Genomic DNA, 21,609 nt, shown 5'->3' on the forward strand with positions numbered 1-21,609 from the left:
AACGCATCTTCATCCGAATACCGCTTCCGAGCCATCCATCATCCCTTCCGTGACACCAAAATAGTGGCACAGTTTTACGGGGCTAAGACATAGGGTTGGAGCATCTGATGCGGAGGAACTTGAAAAAGAATTCGGAGTTCTTGTCATAGACCTATCCGACATTGAGAACTCCGATTCTGGAAGCCACAGCAAGTTCACTGGGTCGCCGGAGGTCGTGCAGTTGATTGGGTTGGGTCTAAATTCAGCGAGCAGATTTGGAACCAGTTCAGCGCCTCCAATCGAACGGATTATGGCGAACTCACCCATTAGAGTGTTTGACTGACGCTAAAATACTATTTGTTCGTCGATGTGGCGACCTGTGATCAGGTATCTATAGACTTCTTGCAAAGTTGCTCGATCGAGTCGTCCGTTGGCCTGAAGCAATTTGCGAAGCCTGTCGCCTTCGATCAATGAGGCGTGCACGACAATACGGAAGAACTGGCAAAACTAAGGACCAACGGGCAGGTCTCTGACAGTCTGCTTTGTCCGCAAGTTTAACGTTAGGCTCTAGTGCTGAAAGTATCCTTAGTTTTTTAGGCCCTCTTATTTGGCGAGGTCTCCGACGATGCCAACTGCGTCGACGACCGTTGACAGGTCATCAGTAACTTCCAAAATCTCATCGTTGACGCGTATGTAACGATTGCCTTTTCCCGGAGGCTTTAATTTCCAGTCTGCAAGGTCTCCAATGTCCGTGTAGTCCAAGTCGCTGGGAAGCTTGGCGCCCCGTGTATATCTCTTTACTTGTCCTGGAGGCACAGCTTTCTGGCCCTTGCCTGGTTTGCGGTCCAGCTGAACTTTCTTGTCTTTTGAGTTTCCGCCTTTCTCTTTGGCGGATGCCAAATCAACGCCTCCAAATGTCAAGCTAAGAGCAAGCAACCAAACGAATACGGAATAGATCTTCACGCGATGTCCCTTCAATTTCACAGAGCTCTTACTAACAATGCACAAGCCACAATTGCTTTGGAAGCATCAAATTATGCAGCAATGATCGATGGTGTTCCAAACCATTGCGCTTGTCGGTCTGACTTTGAAAACGCCTGGACAGTCTGGCCATGATTGATGTGTGCGTGTATTTTTTTGAGCGAGCGCACATATCCGTGCCGAGTACTCTTTGGGGAGAGAGTATATGACGACAACACACACAGGTTATCTGCTTATTGCTGATATTACCGGCTACACACAATTTCTGACTTCTTCAGAAATGGATCATGCCAATCCGATCCTACAATCTCTTCTGGGAGTTTTGCTCGAGCAAGTTGGAGACCCGCTGCATTTCTGGAAAACCGAAGGCGATGCCGTTTTGGCGTATTCGACAAGGCAGGATTTTCCAGCGGGTGAGACGTTTCTGACCATTTGCGAAAATCTCTATAACGCGTTTGCGCTACGACGCCAGGATATAATCGCGAACACAACGTGCAACTGTAATGCTTGCGCAAATGTCAGCACATTGGACCTCAAAATCATCGCCCACCATGGCCAATTCGACGAAATGCAAATGGGTCCTACCAAGGACATATCCGGTGCCGATGTCATTCTAGTCCACAGATTGACCAAGACAGATGTTGCAGAACGTACGGGCATTCGCAGCTATGCCCTCTTCAGCGAAGCAGCCGCAGAGGCCATGGATATCAGTGAAATAATGGAGCCATTTTCGCAGGATATTGAACACTTTGGTGAAGTCCGCATGAAGGTCTATGATCTGGCTAAATCGTGGGAGCGCCTGCGCGCCAACCGCCAACGCCATTATCTCGCCGAAGAGGATGGCGTTTGGACTTTCCGACACCATTTCAACGCGCCTATCGGCGTGGTTTGGGAATTTCTGGTAGCTCCTGAGCTCAAACAGAACTGGATGGACCGCATCAAGACGGTCACGGTGGAAAATCCGCAAGGACGTCTTGCCCCCGGATCTAACTATCATTGCGCTCATGAGCTGGCAGACTTTTATTATCGCGTCACTGATTGGGAGCCGTTTGAGTACTTTTCGACGCGGATCCAAGATCCCGCCCGTCCGCACATCAGTCTGCCGGAAACCTATCATCTGACGGAAATCAATGGTGGCACTGATTTGCGCTACACATTCGGCGAAGCAACTGATGTAGCTGGAAACCGTTCAGAAATCTCGGAACAAGAGGCGGCGGCATTTCTGGCGGAATTTTGGGCTGCGTCCTTTGCGAAAATGGACAAAAAACTCGACCAATCCAATTAATGGCATATGGTGTAATGCCCAGCCTAAGGTCGAATTACCGGTGGATACTAGACCTGTCTTATCCTTAAGGTGGGCGATGGCGTCATAATCCAGCAGCTGTGCCCTCATAGATAATGGTCACGTCACCGCGCTACGTAAGTCACTTTTTAGTAGCGAAACCTGTTAAAGCAAAGCAGTTAGATCGACCCTTAGGCTGTTCCGCACACTCTCAGCATCATGCGTCGAAGTTCCAAATGTCGCGCTGAACCTTCCAGCCGTCGTTGCCTTTTCGAAAGTAAAGAACGTACTTTCCAGCAAGTTCTTGCCCACCCATTGAGCCTGTCAGCGTCCCCATCGTAACTGCAATGTCTCCACTGACATGAGCTGCGGTCGGATTGGCCAAAACGTTCTCCAGGCCACCATCAATTGCCGCCTGCCAATACTCTCGGATGGCAGCGTGGCCAGACATTGTAGGAGCACCAGGTGGCATGAGGGCTCCATCTTCGGCATAAGCGGCTGTTGCCATACCCGCATCCTTAGCATTGATCCCTTCAATGATGGACGCGTCGAGCGCCTTTACACTTTCAACATCTGACATCTTTTCCCCCTAAGTTTACCAGCTGGTGTCATCAGACTATCACAAAAGCCTGTTTCGATGCTCGTCTTCGTATGCCACGTGAGAAATACTTAAATTTGGGAAAGCGAGTTGTCGCGGCTTGGGCCGTCTTGACGCTGCACGTAAGGCGCATGATGGATAGCAGCTTTGTCCGCACAGCCGGTATTCGCTCCTTGTCGTGAACTTCGAATGTCCGCACCGAGCCCATTTTATACCTTTACAGGGGTAGGATTGTGCGACGGCTTGGTTAAAGAACTACCGCTCAATACATAAACTAGACGTTAACGGCATATTCCACGCACATTAAAGCACGTTATTTTATTCTAATAGTCAGATGTATTGGTGGGGGCTTCAATTCGGAGATAGCCAATATGCACGCAAAACGTTTTGATCGAATTCTGTTTGACGACTTCTTTAATGCCATTGATCAATTTATCTTGGAGCAGGCTCACGCTCCCGACGGACCCGAGCCGGTTACGCCGGCAGACGGCCAGATGTTGCGCGCACTCCTTCAGCCCACCACCGCTGAAAATCATGCTAGTGAGAGCTCCATCGATGACAACCAAGTGTTCGACACGGGCAATCCATTCGGCAGCTCTGATGTTGAAGGCAGAGATGGCCTGGGTATCTTTGAGCAGGCTCACGCTCCCACTGGGCTTGAACCGGTTACGCCGGCAGATGGCCAGGCGTTGCGCGCACTCCTTCAGCCCTCTGCCTTCGAAAACCAAACCAGTGTAGGCTCCGACGCAACCTTCGTTGACTACCAAGAGTTCAACATGGGCAATCCCTTCGGCGGTGGTGGCAGCGGCGGTGGCGGTGGTGGTCGACCGGGCGGCGGCGGTGGCGATGATGGCGGTGGTGATGGAGGCGGCGGTGGCAGCACTGTGGAAGCTACCTACACTTCGGGCACTCTCGATACCGGGTTCGACGATACTATCAACGTAGATACCAATCGCGGCACTAGTGATCCGTTTAATTTTCAGATCGAATTTGTAGGAAACGGGTCAGACTGGAACACTTCGATCGCGACAACCATACAAGGCTATGTCGAAGCGGCAGCGGAATTTCTTTCTTCGGTCATTGCATATGGCTTTACGGACGATGACAACGGCTTGAAATCAGATGGTACGGAGTTTGTGCTTGATGACCTCTATGTCGAAGTCAAACTTGAAACCGGTGCGCTGGGTGGAGAGGTTGCATCGGCAAATATTTACGCAGCAAACGACTGGGACGGCAACGGCACGGCTGAAACACCGGCTGGCGCCACCCTTACCATCGACCTTGCCGATGCGGCCTCTCTCGATGCACTCGGCGTGCTTGATGACACGATACTTCACGAGATGATCCACGCGCTGGGATTTGGTACCCTTTGGGATGTTGCGGGCAACGATTTGACAACTAAGTCGAAGGGCAATCTTGTATACACTGGGACAGAAGCTACGACTTTGTATGGAGATAATATTCCGGCGGAAGGCGGTGGCGGGCGCGGCACTTCCGGAGGTCATTGGGACGAGGCAGCCCTGGATGCCGAGCTAATGACCGGGATCGTTGAACAGACCGACACCATGTACCTGGCAGACTTTTCGCTCGCGTCTCTAGAAGACCTTGGGATCTATGAACTCGCTGTCGGATGGGAAGGCGAACTGGATGCTCTGAATGGCTCAAACGCTACGGGCGACGGAATCGATCTGATGGCCTGGTACGACGGTTTTCTTACAGCTTGAACTGCATCAAGTTAATTCACAGCGGTGCCAGTTAGTTCTGGCGCTTCTGTTTTCTTGGAAGCAAAGTTCGCAGCACATTGTGATAGCCAAAGCTGGTTAGTATACAACCCCTTATCCGTTTAGCTGCGCAAATGTTACTAATGGTTGCTTTGTCCGCAAGGCAGAAATTCTTTGCGGTTAGCGACTTGAACAGGTCTGGTTGTTCCCAAGCTAAACTGTGGCCTGCGCAATCAAGTACGGCCAGCGTTGTACGAGGGTATGTATCGCGCAGCGAACGATCGAATCGAGCCCAAAGCAGGCATCAATTGAAGGAAGATTTTGAGTGCCGAAACACCAGCTGGGCAAACGACTGCTTCAAGTCCGGAGCAGACACTCATTTGCTTGATTTTTTGGGTTTATGCGCCGTTTTTCTAGCGCTTCCGGTCGGCTTTCCGCAGACCATCGATTAACAATGCATTGTGTTGGGGAAGGCGATAGAGGACCAAGTCGCCGGACAGGATACTCCCGAGAAAGGCTGGAGCGAAATCTGCGAGCGCCTGTTCGTGTTGTCGACCGATTTCAGGTCGACCGAGATGCGCGGCACTGGCGATCATCACTGCGCGGCGGATCGGAGCGCGGGGCGTCATCTGGATGGCTCGCTCGCTCCATAGCATGGCGTCCTCGAAATCCGCGTCAGCGAAGGCTGCCTGAGCAAGCGACAAGTAAGCGTCGCCGACCCACAGATCCGTGTCACGTGGTGAGAGTTGGAGTGCGAGTTGGGCGTGCTCACGCGCTTCAATGGTTCGACCCACCAAAGACTCGTGCCATGCCAGAAAGAAGATGTTGCGGGCGAAGTTCGGGTTTAGTTGGAAACCCAAGTTAAAGTCGGCCTCGGCACCATCGAAATCGCCGCGGAAGTGACGAACCATGCCGCGGACGGAAAGGGCGCGTGGGTCAAGCTGACCGCCCCGGAATAGGGGCTCAACGCTCTTCTCCGCCATATTCAGTGTTTCAGTTGGGTCCTCATCGAACTGATATAAGTATCGCATTAGGTAGGCATATGCCTTGATCCAATGGGCCTGGACGTTGCGCGGATCGAGATCGATAGCGCGATTGGAGGTTAAAATGACTTCGTCGAATTTCTCCTGGGAGTGGAAGCCACCCGCGTAAAATATTGCCATTGCCTGAAGTGAGAGGTCATACGAGTTGAAGTCGATGCTATGTGCATTGGAAACTCGGCCGATTTCAGCCATAGAGATCTGAGGGGCGATGGCACCGACGACGTTGCGTGTAATTTCGTCCTGCAGCGCGAAAATGTCTTCAAGTGTGCGGTCGTAGCGTTCGGCCCAGACATGTGCTCCATTTGTGCAGTCAATTAGCTGAGCTGTAATACGAACACGGTTGGCGGAGCGCCGAATGCTGCCCTCGAGCATGTAGCGTACACCTAGTTCACGAGAGACCTGGTGATGAGTGACCGGGCGGCCTTTGAACGAGAACGAAGAGTTGCGGGCGATAACGAAAAGCTCTGGGAAGCGCGATAATTCCGTGATGATGTCTTCCGAGACGCCATCGCAGAAATATTCCTGCTCCAGGTCATTAGACATGTTCTGGAATGGAAGGACAGCGACGGAGGGTTTGTGGGCAGGTTGCAACGACATAATCGTATCGTCAGGTTTGTCTTCCATTTCCATTTTGTAAGCGCGCATGGGCACAGGAATGTTTTTTAGTGCGAGGTCGCCGAGGTCGACGAAGGAAATCTTAGTTTTGCCCCGAACTTGCCGGTAGGCGTCGTCAGATATTAGAACGCCGCCCGGCTTGGCCATGCTTTCCAGTCGGGCCGCAAGGTTGACCCCTTCGCCGTAGATATCGCCCTCGTCCAAAATCACGTCGCCAAGATGTAATCCGATGCGGAAGCTGATCCGGCGATTTGCTGGGTTCGCAGCTTCTGCTGCGGAGAGTGCTTTCTGGAGGGCGGCCGCGGCCTCAACGGCAGCAACGACAGAACTAAATAGTGCGAGCAGGCCATCTCCGGTAAGTTTAACGATCTGGCCATTGGCCCCTTGGATGCTTGGGTCGATAATATCCCGACGCAGGTCTTTGAGCCGAGAAAGCGTACCCTCCTCATCGGCCGCCATGAGCCGGGAGTAACCGACCATGTCGGCGACAAGTATAGCGGCAAGTCGGCGGGTCATATGCAATTCCTGTCGGTGATCACCCGTTGAAGCTATCAAGATTGGCAATTGCCTGCCAATAATCGCGATTGAATGTATCGAGCCCGTTGCGGTTGTCCATTGAGTGAGCAGTTTTCCGAGCCCAATGCATGACAGATTAGGCTTATTTCTTATGCTATGTTAGCCTGCCGAAAGATCGCAGTTCATAAGCCGACCAGTGCTTTCTTTGCGATCGGCCTTTATTTTGTGCACCCAGGTCCACTGATCGGCTCTTAGGGAAACCGTCTATTAGGCGGGTGAACTTGAAACGACGGGGGAAGATTATGACAGCCAAGACATTAAGTGAACTCCGTGACTTTTTACGCGGGGAAGTCATAACTGAGGATGACGCCAACTATGAAGACGCGCGTAAGGTCCACAACGGGATGATCGACAAAAAGCCCGCTGTGATCGTGCGGGCCGCCAATGCTGGAGACGTGATGACGGTCGTCAACTACGCGCGCGACAATGGGCACGACCTGTCGGTTCGTGGCGGCGGGCATAGTGGCCCAGGCTTTGGCACAAATGACGGAGGGGTCGTCATCGACCTGTCGCACATGCGCAGCATCCGTGTTGATCCTGGCGCAAAGACAGTTCGCGCCGAGGGTGGCGCAACGTGGGGCGATTTTAACTCTGCTACCAGTGCGTTTGGCCTTGCCACGACGGGCGGCGTAATATCGACGACGGGCATCGCCGGGCTCACGCTTGGTGGCGGGATCGGTTACCTGTCGCGCGGGCATGGTCTCTCTCTCGATAACCTGATTTCGGCGGACGTAGTGACAGCGGATGGCAAGATGCTGATCGCCAGCGAAGACGAAAACGCCGATCTTTTTTGGGCGATCCGTGGTGGCGGCGGCAATTTCGGTGTCTGCACCTCACTCCAGTACAAGCTTCAGCCGGTGGACACAGTTTACTGGGGTCCGATGTTCTTTGAGATCGAAGAGACTGAGACGATCTTCAAGTTCTACCGAGATTACATAAAGACGGCACCGCGCGAGATGGGAGCCTTTCCAGCCTTCCAGATAGCTCCGCCGCTGCCTTTTATCCCAGAAGATCGCCACGGCGACATGTTTTGCGCCATCGTCGCCTGCTGGTCAGGCGATCCGGCAGAAGGAGAAAAGCAGTTCAAGGCATTCCACGAAGTCGCCGAGGTCAAGGCTGAACATGTCGGTCCTGTGCCTTATCCAGCTATCAACGCGGCCTTCGATGGCCTATTTCCAAAGGGCATCCGGCAGTACTGGAAGGGCAATTTCGTCAAGGAACTTACCGATGAGGCAATCGCCGCCCACGTCAAGCACGGGCCCAACGCGCCGACGGTCAGCTCCACCATGCATCTTTACCCGATCGACGGCGCCTGTCACGACGTGGACGCGGACGCAACGGCGTTCGGGCATCGGGATGCCAATTTTTCGATGGTTGTTCTGGCCGCATCTGACGATCCGGCCGACGATGCAGCGCATACCAAGTGGGTGCGTGATTACTCAGATGCGATAGCGCCTTACTCCGAGCCTGGCGGGTATATCAATTTCATGGATGATGATGATGCTGGGCGCGCGCAGGAGAATTTTGGCGGCAACTATGAGCGGCTTCTCAAACTGAAGCGTCAGTACGATCCGGACAACCTGTTTCGCATCAACCAGAACATTGCTCCTTAGATCGAAGGTACTGAATTAGATATGGCCTGCCTTGTCATCTTGGTTGTTGCTGACGGGGCAGGTCAGAACATTTTACACTTATAGAAGGGAACACCTCATGATGATCGCGCGATGGACCTGCGAGGCCAAGTTCGGAATGAAATCAGAGACGTTGGCGCTTCACAAAGAATGGGCCGAGCAGATCGGCTCGCAGACAGATATCGATATGTCGAAAAGCCGGATCTTTACCGGTTCGGTTGGCGCTAAGGAAGCAATCATTCAAGACGAATTCGAGATCGAAAATCTCGCCGAACTGGATGCGTTTTTCAATAAAATCGCTTCGATCAAGATGCATGCCGAATGGGGGAAAAAGATGGGGGAAGTGATAGTTTCCGGCTCAACATATTGGGAGGTTTTTCGCGTCGTGGAGTAAAAGACCTGGATCGCCCAGAACGTCATCCTAGCGGCCGGCTGAGAATAGCTGCTTTGAGCCCAGAGCGGACCAAATAGTTTCGCCTAAGTTTTGTTTTAGGTGGCCCCAAATTGGTGAAAGTGCCATCTAACTAATGGGCCAGTTTCAATCCAACGGGAGGCCGGTACTTTCGAAAATTGCGTCTAAATCCTTACTCTAGCGCCTCTAACTTTACGGTCAGCCGTTACTTGCAAGTTCCTCTTCCGCCTCTCCATCCGGGGTTTGAACTATTCCCTCCGGTTCTCCATCAGCATCATCGTCCTCCTGGCCGTCGGCATAAATGCTTCCGTCGTCCGAAGTGCCAAGTGTGGCTTTTACCGATTCTTCATCGGGATTGGAGGCGCGGACGGCGCCAAGGACGCGGTCTTGCTGTTCCTCCGCGATGATTGTGTCGTCAGAAAAGTCGCCTTTGTAGTGCCCCAACAGGCTGGCTTCCGCGTCATGCACCGCCTCCGCGGCCGCCAACTGATCGTCGGTCGGCTGCCCTATCTTATTTCCGTCTTCATCTGTTGTTACGTCGTGCGCATTTTTCACCGCTTGTGCGGTTTCCAAGTCTTCGGGCGCAATCGTACCGGGGGTGGCCGCCTCATCGGCAAGAACCTGTTCAGCTTCCTCCAGCGTCATCGGAGCCGTGTCCAAATAGTCATACGCCGCAGCAATTTCCTTCACTTCTTCAGGGCTCAAGTCGTAATCTTCACCCATGACATGATTGAAATTTGCGTCGGCTACGGCGAGGCCAGCGGCCAGGCTCACCGGCCCTGTACCTTTCGCATACTGTCCGTTCGCGATATGCGCGAGTTTTGCATTTACACTGGAGTTAATGGCACCATTCAATTTGCCGAGGTTACGCGGGGCAAGCGTGCCATCATCAAGGAGTTTTGCTTTTCTGCTTGGTGGTCTCGGGGATTGCGCGACACTCGCATTACTTGTTCGTGTTGTGGTGGTCCGTGCCTTGTTCCCTTTGAATAGACCTTTGACACCGTTTTGCTTCAGGTTACGGCCCAAGGCCTGAAAGTCTTCCTTCACAGCCCGACCCAAACGACTGCCGCTCTTTGATTTATGACTTTTGCTGGCAGACTTCGTTCTTGTCCCGTTTAGCGTTTTGTCGGAACCCCATCCCTTTTTGGCACCTTTTTCACCGCTGTTGCCGCCCTTTCCGCCACCGTTGCCACCTCCATTATCCCCTTTTCCGCCGCCGTTGCCCCCACCTTTTCCGTTACCATTTTTTGCATATGCGTAATCGGTGGCGAAAACGGTCACGATTGGCGCGACTACAAATGCAGACAGCACGAGTGCGGAGACACTCACTTTAAGGAAGTTCAACACGTAAGAAATCCTTTTTACTTAGCGAAATACAGATTAGCGGCGACGTGCAAATGCCACACTTAAGAGTGTTGTCAAAACGGGGCCAGAATGTGGCAACGATCCGACATTTCGGAGTGGATATTTTTAATTTAACATTAACAGCTTAGCCGTTACTCCCAAAAGAATCACCTGGGAACATAAGACTGTTGACAATGGCGGTAATTTTAAAGTTTTTGTCTCCAAAAGAGATCAAAAAAAAATCGCTAAAACGGAAATAATAGGGGCGTTAACACTCGGTTAATGTGAGGTCTGAAAAAGAATAAATAGTTTTTACGAGTTGACTATGGTTAAGCAAAGCAAAAGGGAGCTATTCCCACCTTTAAACGACGACGAGGTCGAAACGTTTGGGCCGAACAAGAATAGCTCCCTAAAACTTATGATAAGAAAAGCTATATTTGCGGCCCCAATATTGTTGTTTTTTCTTCTACTGGCCTTTTTTCTAAATAGAGCGTCCGTCGCAAGCTATGTATCGATCCTGTAGTAGAAGAAGGCTTTTGCCCTGAGATAGACAATGAGAATCCGCGCTTTTAGACCAAACAGCGAAAGATAGCTCTGTTCGTTCACTCCGTCTGCTGAGCAATCATTCAATTGAATCCGGAGCTCTGCGCCGCAGCAAACGGCCTCTGCGTCTGCACTGCCGTCTTTGGTTCAGCCCTCGACGAATCTCCTCTCTCGTTTCGGCGACGAAAAGATGCGCTTCTTGTGGAACGCGCAATACTCCGGACTTGTCGTACTGGGCCAGCTCAGCGGCCACTTCTGCCACAACCGCTTCAGCAATATCGTCACTCGCCTTTCTGAGGTCCACCTCCCGCAGGTCTTCAAAAACGGCGTTCAAGCACAAAGGCGTCATGACGGCTGATTTGGAAGCCTGCGTCCGTCAGAAGGTTCGAAATTAAGTCTCCATCGCGGAACGAAATCGGCGCCTTCTCCATTGTCGCTTGCGCCAGTGGTCCAAACATAGCCGGCACAATATGGCTGTCACATTTGAGAGTAGCTTCTTTGGTCAGTCGGAAATTGTCTGCTGCCATCAACCTACCTTTCTGGCATTCGCCGATAGTATAGAGTGGTTTATTACTCTGGGAGGCGAGAGTGGATTTCAATCGGAGCAATCAATCCACCGGCGATGTTCCGAACCATGTGTTGAACCTTAAGCGCGGTATCATCGCCCATGATAAGATGAAGACCCAGTGGTGGAGGGCCATCTGCACGGCTTTGCGCGGCAGCCAGATCGGCGAAGAACTGTTTGGCAAATTCAGTGCGGTCGATCCGGTCACTCACCTCGAAACCAACGGACTTCAAAGCAGCCTCATACGTCTCTGGTGATGCAAGTGAGCTTTGATCTGAAGAAAAAGCCCAAGGCGCCGGATAGTCCATTTGTCCCTCTCCGACTAGCATCACATCGTAAATTGCAAAGATTCCTCCTGGCTTGAGGACCCGTTTCGCCTCGCGCGCTATGCCTAGTTTGTCCGCGATGTTCATGCCAACGTGGATCATATAAGCGGCGTCCATGGAACCAGCTTCTATCGGCAAATCGAGCACGCTGCCTTCGATAAGTTGAACCCGATCCGATAACCCTGTCCATTCTGTGAGTGTCCGTCCGGTTTCCACAAACTCAGCGGTCAAATCAACGCCGGTTACGTGCGCTCCGGTAACTGCCGCGACATAGCGTGCCGGACCGCCGAGACCGCATCCAAAATCGATAACCCGGCTTTCGGGCGTAAGGCCAAGAGCCTTCACAAACGGTTCGGTTGCGAGGCGCCCACCAACGTGAAACTCGTCAACTGGAGCCAAGGCGTCTTGAGAAAATGGTGGGGTTAGGTTCAGCGCAGCGCAACCATCAGAAATCTGCTGGAGCAGGTGTCCGGAATGGTAATGGTGCGCGACTTCATTCGGATTAGTCATTACACAGCCTCTCTAATCGATGCAGTTAGGGTACACGCGGTTATCCGAAATGTCTGCCTTGTCCGCGGTGCGGATGTTCAGCGATAGTTTGATGTCTGTTCTGCTCCTCTTTTCGGAGTTCCATGAACGGTGTAGAAAAAGTCTGTTTACAGCCCTAAGTGCACAATTCGTGGGACCCCCCCCCTTAAAAGTTTCACGCGAAAAAATCTGACTACCCCCACCGGTCCCTAGCTTTTAGCCCTAAGACTTTTGATGCCCCCCCAAGGAGACCTTCATCGAGTTGGCGACGGTGCAGTACCAATGCTCTGTCCTTTGCTGAGAATGACTTCGCCAAAGAACCGAACATACCGATCTGCTTCTTCAGATTTTGGGAAACGTGCCGGCAAAGCAATAGAACCATCCTTTCTCAGCAATTGCACCAACGCCTCAAAATTGAAGGCGGTCTTGGCAGTTACGAACGCTTCCCATTCACGAAGAGCAGATGCGTCTCTTTCGTCGAACCAATGATACGCACCACCACATGTCGCACCGAGCTTGATTTCTATGTTCTTTCCTATGTTCTTATTTTGCGCGACAACGTTGTCGCCTTTCCGGTACAGGTCTGTCGCCCTTTTGCGTATTTCAATGTCATGTTCAGTGTCGCGTTCGGCATCTCGCGGCACGCTGATCTGAAATGTGCGACGAACGCCGCGTCGACGAACACGCGTGATCCAACCGCACACTTCGAGTTCCCGAAGATAACGCTGGATGCTGCGCTCATGAACGCCAAACGCGCTGGCGAGCGTTGTATTTCTGGCCCAGAAGCAACCATTCGCTTTTGACACAAACTGATCGCAGACGAACATTGCAAAGTGCTTGGTTCGTGGTGCCAGATGAGCTGAACTTTGAATTCGCCTCTTCCAATGGTAGCGAAGTTTCGTAAATGGAGCCGTTCGAGCCATTAGCCCTCTCCCCCGACACCTTCGCTTCGCGAAATCATCCACGCATCGAGATCAGAGCGCTTGTAGCGGATGGATCGTAAACCGATCCGAATAAACCTCGGTCCCGTAACGCTACCGATACCCATGCGCAGTTTTGCGAGATAGCTTTGGCTTATTCCGGTGTATTGAGCAGCTTCTTGTGTTGTCAGATAGTGCGCCTGCATGGCCTTGCTCCTTTGAGTATGTCTAGGAACAAAAAAGGCGTAGGTGGCATTTTCGTCATGGGTCGTCAGAAAGAAAGAATCCTTCTAACGACCCACATGTTTTTTCCAGCCTCTAAATGCCGACGTTGGAAGCTCTTCAATACCAAACACCTCGAACATATCGCACAGGAATCGATAGAATGGACCACCTTCATTCATCGCTTTAGGAACTCGGATTGTGTCTGGGTGGCGCTCACAAAGCCTGACACAAGCCGAGACTAAGCGCCAAGCTTCAATTGCCTTCTTCCCGACCGGCTTGCCCTGAGCAGCAGCAGTTTCAGCATCTTTAATCAATTCAATATAGTAGCGAAGTCTCTTGAAGAACTCTACTTCGGCCATCATCGCCTTCCAATGTGGTGTTTCTTCAATTGCATCGTTTAACCAGACGTTACGAACATCAGCCACTTTGTTTTGATTTCGCAAACCACTCCGATTCAATGCGCCGATGCGAAACGCATCACTGACGGGCGTAGGAAGCCGATCCAAGATTTCTCCTGCTTCGTTTAGGCGTGTTCTGAGCCTAGCGAGGTCTTCCAGAGCCTCTTTAGATGACCAGAACTCGTCTAGTTCATGAGCTTGGTCGAAATTTAGGTAATGGGCCATCCAGCCATAGCTTTCGTTATCAAAGCGTTCGTACTTATCAAAGTGCTTTCTCAGGAGGCGAATTAACTCCGTATTGAATTCGCTGGGCTCACTACTAAACTCCGCTGGATATGGCATATCCAATTCAGGTAAGTCGGAATCGACAGGCCAAATCCAATCCCGCTTAGACATTACAATCCACCGCGTTCCTCCTTGTCCTGCGGGTCAATTCCCGACACACAGAATCCATCGCTGGTGTGAGGGCGTCTAGCGACGGCTTCACGTAGCGCTGACCGGTGATTGATAGCGGCGTGTGATTGAGAAGGCGTCCTACAATCTCTTCCAATATTCCAGCCTCCATGGCGACCGTCGCGAATGTCCGACGATGGGAATGAATGGACCATTGCATACGCTGGGGCCCTTTCAAATGGCCACTCGGTGACTTCGGAGAGGGAAAGACCCATTGGTGATGAAGGCCCCGTAAAGGAGCAAGTATCTCGTGATGCACTTGCGATATGGGGAGATCAAAACTGCGCCCGTTCTTGGTCATCGGCAAATGTATGTGATCTTTCTGCACGTTCTTCCATTCGAGCGTCAGTGCCTCGGTTTTGCGAAGCCCTGTGAACAAGAGCAATTCGTAGAATACCCTGTGGATCGGGTTGTAGAGCTCATCAACGGCCTCGCGCCACGCGTTCAAATCCTCAATTATCGAGCCATTTGGTTGTTCCTCATACCACTCTATGGCCATCGTTGGGCTTTCCGGCAGATCATGCACCCGCCGCGCGTGATTCCAGACTGTCCGAAAGTACTTCAAAGTGTGATTTGCGGAGGACGGTGTCGCGGCCATCGACCTATGGCGCTCAACCACCATGGATTTTGTGATCTCATTCAGCGGCAGGCGTAGCCAATCTTTCAAATGAAGCTCGAACTGCTGCCGCAACCCGGACCGGTGGGCCTCAGACCGAAGCTTTGGACGTGCCAGATAAGTTTCCATAGCTGTCTCAAGAGTGGGTGCTCCAATCTGCAGCTGCCTGCCTGCTCCCCTGCCCCAGTCCAACGCAAAACCCAATGCAGTTTGTCGTGCGACGTCCGCAGAGATCAGAGGGTGCCGGCCGATTAAAACCCGCCGGGTTTGCCCTCCGACATCTTTCTGGAAGTACCAGGTTTTGGACTGCTTGCCGACGAATAGAACGAGCCCTTTGACCTCGCTATCCCAGTGCTTGGCAGTGCCCTTTTTTGTCTGTGGAACCTTGCGGGCGAAGGTCTCTGTGAGCTTTGGCGTTTTGTCAGTTTTTTGTCGGAAGTGAATTGAAACTCAAGGAAACTCGAGGAACGAGTATCAATCAAATAAATACATAATATGAATGGCTTGGCAACTGCAGGAATGCCTGGGAAACTCATAACGCTTGCTTGGAAGGCTGAGGTAATAGCCAGTATACGACGCCCGCTCAGCAGGTGGCGGTTTAAGCGATGCATCTGACCGCGTCAAGCGCAGTTCGCCGGGTGGAAATCAAAAAACCTGCCTCAGGCAGAGGGTAGGCTTTTGGACAACCACGTACAGGATTTCAGGTCAGAAGATATCCGGATCATTGTGTCCGCCTGCAAGGGCGCAGGCGGCAACCCGATTTTCCGTGCAGGTGTTGTAGTCGCGGCCACAAGAGCGTCCTGCAAGGGCACACCGACCCGTTCAACCAGGGTTCTGACAGCGGTCGTCAAATCCAGATCGGCGCCAGCCAAAGTTCCATCGCCAAGGGTCAGCCGCCCATCTGTGCGCGTAATGCGACGCCCCTCCAGTTTGAACTCGGTTTGATCCGTTCCAGCCACAGCCATTGCATCACTGACAAGAAAGATCCGGCCGGGTCCGGTTTTGGCAGCCCAGGCGGTCCGCATCACTTCGGGATGCACGTGGATACCGTCGGCGATCAGACCTGCAGACAAACCCCCATTGGCCAAAGCTGTGCCAACAAGGCCAGGCTCGCGATTGCCCATCTGGCTCATCGCGTTGAACAGATGAGTGACGCAAGATGCCCCAGCTTTGGCATAGCGCTGGCAGGTTTCGAAATCCGCATCGCTATGGCCCAGCGACACCAATGCGCCGACCTGCTTAAGTTCCATGACCTGTTCCAGTGTCACTGCCTCGGGGGCGAGCGTCACTTTCAGGCATGGCAGCAACTCGGCCGCCCTGATCAGCGCATCAAGGTCCGCATCCCCCATGGACCGGATCAAAGAAGCGTCATGCGCCCCTTTTCGGGCAACCGACAGGTGCGGCCCTTCCAGATGAAGGCCGGCAATGCCGGGAACCCCTGCCCGGATCGCCTGAACAGCGGCCTCGATGGCAGCCGCCGTCTTCTCTGCCGTGTCGGTGATCAGCGTCGGCAACAGATGCGACACACCAAGCCGCTTGTGTGCCGCAGCTATCCGGCCAAGAGTTTCGACGGAGGGGTCGTCATTGAACATCACCCCGTCCCCGCCGTTGACCTGAAGGTCGACATATCCGGGGCTCAGGATATCTCCGCCCAGATTAACGATGACCCCTTCGCCCGATGCATCCGGTTCGCGTCCAAGAATAGTCAGGTTCCCACCGACGAGCCGCACCGGCCGATCACTCAGCAACTGCGCACCGTCAAATATTTTTCCGTTTCTGAATGTTATCGCGCTGGCGCTCATACCGTCTCGGTCACTTTCTTCAGGTGTCGCGGGGTATCGGGATCAATTCCGCGATTGTCAGCTACGGCTTCGACCATGCCATAAAAGGCCGTGATCGCCGTTATCGGATCTGTCAGCCAGTGATCGGTGCGCACAACCGGCAAAGGTTCGGCCCGTTTGACCTTGTCCGTCGCTGCAAACACGGTCGCACCTTTTTCTGCCAGCGCATCGGCCGCTTCAGCCGCATTTTGCTCGGCGGCGTCGCGGGCGGCAAACACAATCGTTGGAAACCCCTCGTCGACAATGGAGACAGGCCCATGCAGCACTTCGGCGGCCGAGTAGCTTTCGGCGTGGATTTGGCAAGTTTCCTTGATCTTGAGGGCGGCTTCGTTGGAGATCGCCAGCGAGGGTCCGCGGCCAAGAGTAAACAGCGACCGCCCGTCGATGGCCGCGGCTGCGGCAGACCAGTCACATCGCGCGGCGGCGGCCAGATGATCTGGCAGCGCGTGAATGGCGCGCAACAGCGCACCATCGCCCTTGATCTCGGCCAGCAGCCACAGCCCGGCAACAAGCGATGTTACAAATGTCTTGGTGGCCGCCACGCTCAGCTCGGGGCCCGCGTGGATCGGCAACACCGCGTCCGCCACCTCGGCCAGGCGCGATTCTGTGTTGTTGGTGATCGCCATTGTAAGCGCGCCTGACGCCTTGAGCGATCGGGTCATTCCGACGATATCCGGGCTTTGACCTGACTGGGAAACCGACAGGCACAGTGTTCCGTCTGCTTTCAGATCAACGCCATAAATTGAGCTGACGGAAGGCCCGACCGAGGCCACCGGCAAACCCAGCAGTAGCTCGCTGGCGTATTTCAGATAAGTGCAGACATGATCGGACGAACCGCGCGCCACTGACACCAGAAAACGCGGATCGGCATCGCGCGCCTGTTGGGCCGCCGTCTGGATCTGGGCCGCGCCCTGAGACAGCAGCCGTTCGACCGCGTCGGGAATTTCCAGAATCTCCCGGCGCATTTTTGTGGTTTCTGCGGACATAAGAGTACCGGCCTTTCCGTGTTACAACCGCAATTCGGCTACGAAATCGTAGGCGTCACCGCGATAGAGGGATCGGGTCAGTTCCGCGACCCGTCCGTTTTTCAGAAATGATATGCGTTCTATGTTCAGCCCTGCTGCGCCTTCGGGAACAGCCAGCAAATCCGCTTCGCGCGCCGCCAGGTTAAGGGCTGAAATCTTCTGCACCGCACGAACCGGGCGATGCCCCAGATCGTCGAGCACTTCATACAGGGATGTGGTCACTTCGATCGGGTTGGGCAGGATGTCCAGCGGCAAGGCTGCCCGTTCCAACGCCAGCGGTCGGCCATCGGCCTCGCGCAGGCGATAGATACGGGAAATCTGCTCGCCCTCGGACAGGTTCAGGGCGTTCACTTCCTCGGCAGACGGCTCGAACACTCCGCGCTCCAGCCATTTCGAGGTGGTTTGCATGCCCCGGCTGGCCATATCCTCAGTGAAAGATGTCAGGTGCGTCAGCGACTGCTCGACACGGGGCAATCGCTGGCGAATGAACGAACCCGAGCCCTGCCTTTGCTCGATGACGCCTTCCTGCACCAGCTCCTGAATGGCCTTTCGGATGGTCACGCGCGAAAGATCTGTTATTTCAACCAGTTCCCGCTCGGAAGGCAGCGAAGAGCCCGGCGGCAGCACGCCCGTATCGACACCTTCCTGCAATCTGCGTCGCAGTTGCACATAACGGGGACCGTTGTCGCGGCCCAGCCACGCATCGGGGCGCAGGAAATCAGTGATACTCATGCTGAACCTCCCTCGCCAGTTCCAGTGCCCCTGCCATAGGCTCTCCCAATGGCGGGCGAATGCAGGATTGCATGTCCGGCGGCAGATAATCGGCATAGTGCTTTGCAATACCGCCGGTCAGGCAAATCGTGACGCCGCTTTGCCAGCCCAATTGACCAGCGGTTTCCACGACATAATCCGCCCCTGCCCGCATGATCCGCACGGCGGCGACGTCGCCGTTTCCGGCAGCTTTCGTGACTTGGGGCGCGAGTTCGCCGAACTGAAATGGTGTGGCCCTGCCGGCAAACTGCACGATACCGGGCGCGCCCCCAAGATCGGACAACAGGCTTCGCGTCAGGTCGGACCGGGTATGAACGCCATCAAGTGCGCTCAGCGTTCGGGACAATGCTTGCCGGCCAACCCATTGCGCCGATGCCTCGTCACCAAGAACGGGGCCCCAGCCACCCGCGAACCGCATGACGCGGTTCCGCTGCGACGCCAGGAACGAACCGGTTCCGCAATGGACCACGACGCCATCCTGCGCGCCCAGCGCGCCCCGAACCGCAGCAGGCCTGTCGTCTTCGACACGCGCGCAGGCAAACCCCACCGCATCTCTAAGTCTTTGTGCCAAAGCGGCATCTGTCACACCGGCGAGACCGACAAACGCAGGCAGGCCGATCAACGAACGGGGATCAACGCCAAGCTTTCCCGCCAACGCGTCAAGCCCGGCCCGAATCTGACCCACGGCACCATTAAAATCCGTCGAAACATTCGCAGAGCCAGCTTCAACCTGACAGACACTTCCCGCAATGGCGCAGGCAACGCGGCATCGCGTTCCACCACCATCCACGGCCAAAACAGCATCTGCAAGGGACTCAGTCATGACAATACCATTATAATACCTTTAAGCTTTTTGAAAGACTGAATTAGACCGAAATCAACAAGAAACTGCCAATTATCGCGCCAAGCGCCGGGAAATCATGAAAAAAATAAAGTCTTGGACAATTGGTATTAAATAGGTATTGTAAACCGATCAACAGAGGGAATCCTTTGACGCTGCCATCAACAGAACAAGTGCATAGCGCTGCCGCCAACCTGGATTCGGGCGACCTTTCCGCCTCGGCATTGCTGCTGGCCGAGGGCCAGATAGCGGCGGCGCAATCCGTACGTGACGCGGCCGATGCGATCGCAAAGGGTGCGCACGCAATGGCACGGACGATTCAGGCAGGCGGAGTTCTGCATTACACTGCCGCCGGATCTTCCGGCCTGATGGCCGCAGCAGACGCGCAGGAACTGGGCGGAACCTTTTCGATACCGTCCAACCAACTGCGCATTCATATGGCCGGTGGCCTTCCAACCGGGGTGGAAATGCCCGGTGACGCCGAGGATCTGCAGGACGGGCTTGACCAGGCTTTCAGCGCGTTAGGCAAGCGTGACACGGTCATCGCGGTCTCAGCCAGCGGCTCAACCGCCTATACGGTGGCAGCCATCGAGATTGCCCGTGCGCGCGGCGCCTGCGTGATCGGTATTGCCAACAATGCCGGCAGCCCACTTTTGCAGAAGGCCGACATTCCGATCCTGCTGGCAACACCGCCCGAACTGGTTTCGGGTTCGACCCGCATGGGGGCCGGAACCGCGCAGAAGATCGCCCTGAACATGCTGTCCACGCTGATGGCGCTGGAACTGGGTCATGTTCACGACGGCATGATGGTCAACTTGCACGCCGACAATGACAAGCTGCGCGCCCGGGCCACCGGCATCGTTTGCCGCATCGCCCGCGTCCACAGCGAAACGGCCAACCGGGCGCTGGCGATTGCAAAAGGCGAGGTAAAACCCGCCATTCTGATCGCGGCGCTTGACCTGACATTACTCGAAGCAACCGCGCGACTGCGCAATGCAAATGGAAACCTGAGCGCCGCACTGGCGCAGGACACATGACTGCTAACCAACTGGGAGAGAGAAATGACATATAGAAGTCTGAAACTGGCCTTGCTCGGCTCGACGCTGGCCGCGACCGGCGCCATGGCCGAGGATGTGACGCTGACCATCGAAAGCTGGCGCAATGACGACCTGACTTTGTGGCAAGAGCAGATCATTCCGGCGTTCGAGGCCGCAAACCCGGGCATCAAACTGCAATTCACCCCGTCGGCCCCGGCAGAATACAACGCGGTTCTGAACTCGAAGCTCGATGCAGGTTCGGCCGGAGATCTGATCACCTGCCGTCCTTTTGACGCTTCTCTGGCCCTGTACGAAGCTGGTCACCTGACCGATCTGTCCTCGGTCGAGGCGATGAGCAACTTCTCGGACGTGGCCAAGTCCGCGTGGCAGACGGATGACGGCTCGGCCAGCTTCTGCGTTCCGATGGCGTCGGTGATCCATGGTTTCATCTACAACAAGGATGCGTTTGCCGAACTGGGTATTGAAGTCCCAACCACAGAAGATGAATTCTTTGCCGCGCTCGACAAGATCAAGGAAGACGGCAGCTACATCCCGATGGCGATGGGCACCAACGACCAGTGGGAAGCCGCCACGATGGGCTATAACAACATCGGTCCGAACTATTGGAAAGGCGAAGAAGGTCGGCAGGCCCTGATCGCGGGCGAGCAGAAACTGACCGATGAGCCGTGGACAGCCCCCTACGCCACTCTGGCACGTTGGAGCCAATATCTGGGCGACGGGTACGAGGCGCAGACCTATCCTGACAGCCAGAATATCTTCACGCTGGGCCGCGCTGCGATCTACCCTGCCGGTTCATGGGAGATTGCCGGTTTCAACTCGCAGGCGGATTTCGAAATGGGCGCGTTCAAGCCCCCGGTCCAAAATGCGGGCGATACCTGCTACATCTCGGACCACACCGATATCGGCATTGGCATGAATGCTGCCACCGAGCATCCCGAAGCGGCAGAAACCTTCCTGGCCTGGGTCGCAAGCCCCGAGTTCGCCGAGATTTTCGGCAACGCCGTGCCCGGCTTCTTCCCGCTGTCAAACACTCCGGTAGAACTGCAGGACCCGCTGGCCAAGGAATTCGTCGGCTGGCGCGACGAGTGTGAATCGACCATCCGCTCGACCTATCAAATCCTGTCGCGCGGCACGCCGAACCTTGAAAACGAAACCTGGGGCGCATCGGTCGCCGCCATCAAAGGCGCCAGCACCCCCGAGGAACTGGGCGCAGAACTGCAGGAGGGTCTGTCCTCCTGGTACGCGCCGCACCAGTAAGTCTGGCCTCAACCTTACCCGGGCGGCGATGATCGCCCGGGTATACCCGACACTCCATTG

General features: G+C 54.4%; 20 protein-coding genes. 6 read left to right on the forward strand and 14 right to left on the reverse strand.

The genetic code is table 11. The features are described 5' to 3' along the window. Positions 1-582 precede the first annotated feature (582 nt). Positions 583-942 carry a hypothetical protein gene (locus ACR0MI_RS15590; protein ID WP_170609787.1) on the reverse strand — a complete coding sequence of 120 codons (360 nt, stop codon included), beginning with the start codon at positions 940-942 and terminating at the stop codon, positions 583-585. Between the two features lie 223 nt (positions 943-1,165). On the opposite strand from ACR0MI_RS15590, the gene ACR0MI_RS15595 reads away from it, so the two are divergent. Next, on the forward strand, positions 1,166-2,245 hold the full coding sequence (locus ACR0MI_RS15595) for a DUF2652 domain-containing protein (RefSeq protein ID WP_170619466.1): 1,080 nt from the start codon (positions 1,166-1,168) through the stop codon (positions 2,243-2,245). 214 nt (positions 2,246-2,459) lie between these two features. Here ACR0MI_RS15595 and ACR0MI_RS15600 read toward each other — a convergent pair whose 3' ends face one another. Next, entirely contained in the window at positions 2,460-2,822 is a 363-nt protein-coding gene (locus ACR0MI_RS15600) for a nuclear transport factor 2 family protein (RefSeq protein ID WP_170471409.1), read from the reverse strand. A gap of 389 nt (positions 2,823-3,211) precedes the next feature. On the opposite strand from ACR0MI_RS15600, the gene ACR0MI_RS15605 reads away from it, so the two are divergent. After that, on the forward strand, positions 3,212-4,564 hold the full coding sequence (locus ACR0MI_RS15605; RefSeq protein ID WP_480490282.1) for a leishmanolysin-related zinc metalloendopeptidase: 1,353 nt from the start codon (positions 3,212-3,214) through the stop codon (positions 4,562-4,564). A gap of 410 nt (positions 4,565-4,974) precedes the next feature. Here the strand turns inward: ACR0MI_RS15605 and ACR0MI_RS15610 are convergent, their stop codons facing one another. Next, positions 4,975-6,735 (reverse strand): adenylate/guanylate cyclase domain-containing protein, encoded by a 1,761-nt coding sequence (locus ACR0MI_RS15610; RefSeq protein ID WP_170619468.1) that lies wholly within the window; start codon positions 6,733-6,735, stop codon positions 4,975-4,977. Between the two features lie 302 nt (positions 6,736-7,037). Here ACR0MI_RS15610 and ACR0MI_RS15615 point away from each other — a divergent pair, with 302 nt between their 5' ends. Further along, a complete protein-coding gene (locus ACR0MI_RS15615) occupies positions 7,038-8,408 on the forward strand; it encodes an FAD-binding oxidoreductase (protein ID WP_170609777.1) in 1,371 nt (456 codons plus the stop codon). Between the two features lie 97 nt (positions 8,409-8,505). Continuing rightward, complete coding sequence (locus ACR0MI_RS15620; RefSeq protein ID WP_170609775.1) at positions 8,506-8,820, forward strand: hypothetical protein; 315 nt, start codon at positions 8,506-8,508, stop codon at positions 8,818-8,820. A gap of 216 nt (positions 8,821-9,036) precedes the next feature. Here ACR0MI_RS15620 and ACR0MI_RS15625 read toward each other — a convergent pair whose 3' ends face one another. From ACR0MI_RS15625 to ACR0MI_RS15675, 11 genes are all read right to left on the reverse strand, one after another. Then, entirely contained in the window at positions 9,037-10,185 is a 1,149-nt protein-coding gene (locus ACR0MI_RS15625) for a hypothetical protein (protein WP_480854832.1), read from the reverse strand. Between the two features lie 619 nt (positions 10,186-10,804). Beyond that, on the reverse strand, positions 10,805-11,059 hold the full coding sequence (locus ACR0MI_RS15630) for a hypothetical protein (RefSeq protein ID WP_170816747.1): 255 nt from the start codon (positions 11,057-11,059) through the stop codon (positions 10,805-10,807). 236 nt (positions 11,060-11,295) lie between these two features. Next, the gene (locus tag ACR0MI_RS15635) at positions 11,296-12,126 is read right to left on the reverse strand and encodes a class I SAM-dependent methyltransferase (RefSeq protein WP_170816746.1); all 831 of its coding nucleotides are present in this window, start codon (positions 12,124-12,126) and stop codon (positions 11,296-11,298) included. A gap of 272 nt (positions 12,127-12,398) precedes the next feature. Further along, positions 12,399-13,067: a helix-turn-helix domain-containing protein gene (locus ACR0MI_RS15640; RefSeq protein ID WP_170619471.1), complete on the reverse strand. Its 669-nt coding sequence runs from the start codon at positions 13,065-13,067 to the stop codon at positions 12,399-12,401. Continuing rightward, positions 13,067-13,270 carry a helix-turn-helix domain-containing protein gene (locus ACR0MI_RS15645; RefSeq protein WP_170609766.1) on the reverse strand — a complete coding sequence of 68 codons (204 nt, stop codon included), beginning with the start codon at positions 13,268-13,270 and terminating at the stop codon, positions 13,067-13,069. The genes ACR0MI_RS15640 and ACR0MI_RS15645 overlap by 1 nt, the downstream gene beginning before the upstream one ends. Positions 13,271-13,354: 84 nt before the next feature. After that, entirely contained in the window at positions 13,355-14,083 is a 729-nt protein-coding gene (locus ACR0MI_RS15650; protein WP_170619472.1) for a hypothetical protein, read from the reverse strand. Next, a complete protein-coding gene (locus tag ACR0MI_RS15655) occupies positions 14,076-15,200 on the reverse strand; it encodes an integrase family protein (protein WP_170610894.1) in 1,125 nt (374 codons plus the stop codon). The genes ACR0MI_RS15650 and ACR0MI_RS15655 overlap by 8 nt, the downstream gene beginning before the upstream one ends. A 215-nt stretch (positions 15,201-15,415) precedes the next feature. Continuing rightward, the gene (gene nagA / locus ACR0MI_RS15660) at positions 15,416-16,558 is read right to left on the reverse strand and encodes an N-acetylglucosamine-6-phosphate deacetylase (RefSeq protein ID WP_170816745.1); all 1,143 of its coding nucleotides are present in this window, start codon (positions 16,556-16,558) and stop codon (positions 15,416-15,418) included. Then, positions 16,555-17,583 carry an SIS domain-containing protein gene (locus ACR0MI_RS15665; RefSeq protein WP_170816744.1) on the reverse strand — a complete coding sequence of 343 codons (1,029 nt, stop codon included), beginning with the start codon at positions 17,581-17,583 and terminating at the stop codon, positions 16,555-16,557. The genes nagA and ACR0MI_RS15665 overlap by 4 nt, the downstream gene beginning before the upstream one ends. Positions 17,584-17,604: 21 nt before the next feature. After that, positions 17,605-18,354, reverse strand: coding sequence for a GntR family transcriptional regulator (locus ACR0MI_RS15670; RefSeq protein ID WP_170609757.1), 750 nt, complete (start codon positions 18,352-18,354; stop codon positions 17,605-17,607). Continuing rightward, entirely contained in the window at positions 18,341-19,216 is an 876-nt protein-coding gene (locus ACR0MI_RS15675) for a BadF/BadG/BcrA/BcrD ATPase family protein (RefSeq protein ID WP_170609755.1), read from the reverse strand. The genes ACR0MI_RS15670 and ACR0MI_RS15675 overlap by 14 nt, the downstream gene beginning before the upstream one ends. A gap of 167 nt (positions 19,217-19,383) precedes the next feature. Here ACR0MI_RS15675 and ACR0MI_RS15680 point away from each other — a divergent pair, with 167 nt between their 5' ends. Next, complete coding sequence (locus ACR0MI_RS15680) at positions 19,384-20,271, forward strand: N-acetylmuramic acid 6-phosphate etherase (protein ID WP_170609753.1); 888 nt, start codon at positions 19,384-19,386, stop codon at positions 20,269-20,271. Between the two features lie 24 nt (positions 20,272-20,295). Next, complete coding sequence (locus tag ACR0MI_RS15685) at positions 20,296-21,549, forward strand: ABC transporter substrate-binding protein (protein ID WP_170609751.1); 1,254 nt, start codon at positions 20,296-20,298, stop codon at positions 21,547-21,549. Positions 21,550-21,609 lie beyond the last annotated feature (60 nt).

Source organism: Ruegeria sp. D4 (assembly GCF_056534475.1).

Coding starts and splice junctions, on each gene's coding strand:
- ACR0MI_RS15670 (WP_170609757.1), bottom strand. CDS start 18,354: ATGAGTATCACTGATTTCCTGCGCCCCGATGCGTGGCTGGGCCGCGAC.
- ACR0MI_RS15665 (WP_170816744.1), bottom strand. CDS start 17,583: ATGTCCGCAGAAACCACAAAAATGCGCCGGGAGATTCTGGAAATTCCC.
- ACR0MI_RS15620 (WP_170609775.1), top strand. CDS start 8,506: ATGATGATCGCGCGATGGACCTGCGAGGCCAAGTTCGGAATGAAATCA.
- ACR0MI_RS15605 (WP_480490282.1), top strand. CDS start 3,212: ATGCACGCAAAACGTTTTGATCGAATTCTGTTTGACGACTTCTTTAAT.
- ACR0MI_RS15650 (WP_170619472.1), bottom strand. CDS start 14,083: ATGTCTAAGCGGGATTGGATTTGGCCTGTCGATTCCGACTTACCTGAA.
- ACR0MI_RS15595 (WP_170619466.1), top strand. CDS start 1,166: ATGACGACAACACACACAGGTTATCTGCTTATTGCTGATATTACCGGC.
- ACR0MI_RS15645 (WP_170609766.1), bottom strand. CDS start 13,270: ATGCAGGCGCACTATCTGACAACACAAGAAGCTGCTCAATACACCGGA.
- ACR0MI_RS15615 (WP_170609777.1), top strand. CDS start 7,038: ATGACAGCCAAGACATTAAGTGAACTCCGTGACTTTTTACGCGGGGAA.
- ACR0MI_RS15610 (WP_170619468.1), bottom strand. CDS start 6,735: ATGACCCGCCGACTTGCCGCTATACTTGTCGCCGACATGGTCGGTTAC.
- ACR0MI_RS15685 (WP_170609751.1), top strand. CDS start 20,296: ATGACATATAGAAGTCTGAAACTGGCCTTGCTCGGCTCGACGCTGGCC.
- ACR0MI_RS15675 (WP_170609755.1), bottom strand. CDS start 19,216: ATGACTGAGTCCCTTGCAGATGCTGTTTTGGCCGTGGATGGTGGTGGA.
- ACR0MI_RS15600 (WP_170471409.1), bottom strand. CDS start 2,822: ATGTCAGATGTTGAAAGTGTAAAGGCGCTCGACGCGTCCATCATTGAA.
- ACR0MI_RS15635 (WP_170816746.1), bottom strand. CDS start 12,126: ATGACTAATCCGAATGAAGTCGCGCACCATTACCATTCCGGACACCTG.
- ACR0MI_RS15640 (WP_170619471.1), bottom strand. CDS start 13,067: ATGGCTCGAACGGCTCCATTTACGAAACTTCGCTACCATTGGAAGAGG.
- nagA (WP_170816745.1), bottom strand. CDS start 16,558: ATGAGCGCCAGCGCGATAACATTCAGAAACGGAAAAATATTTGACGGT.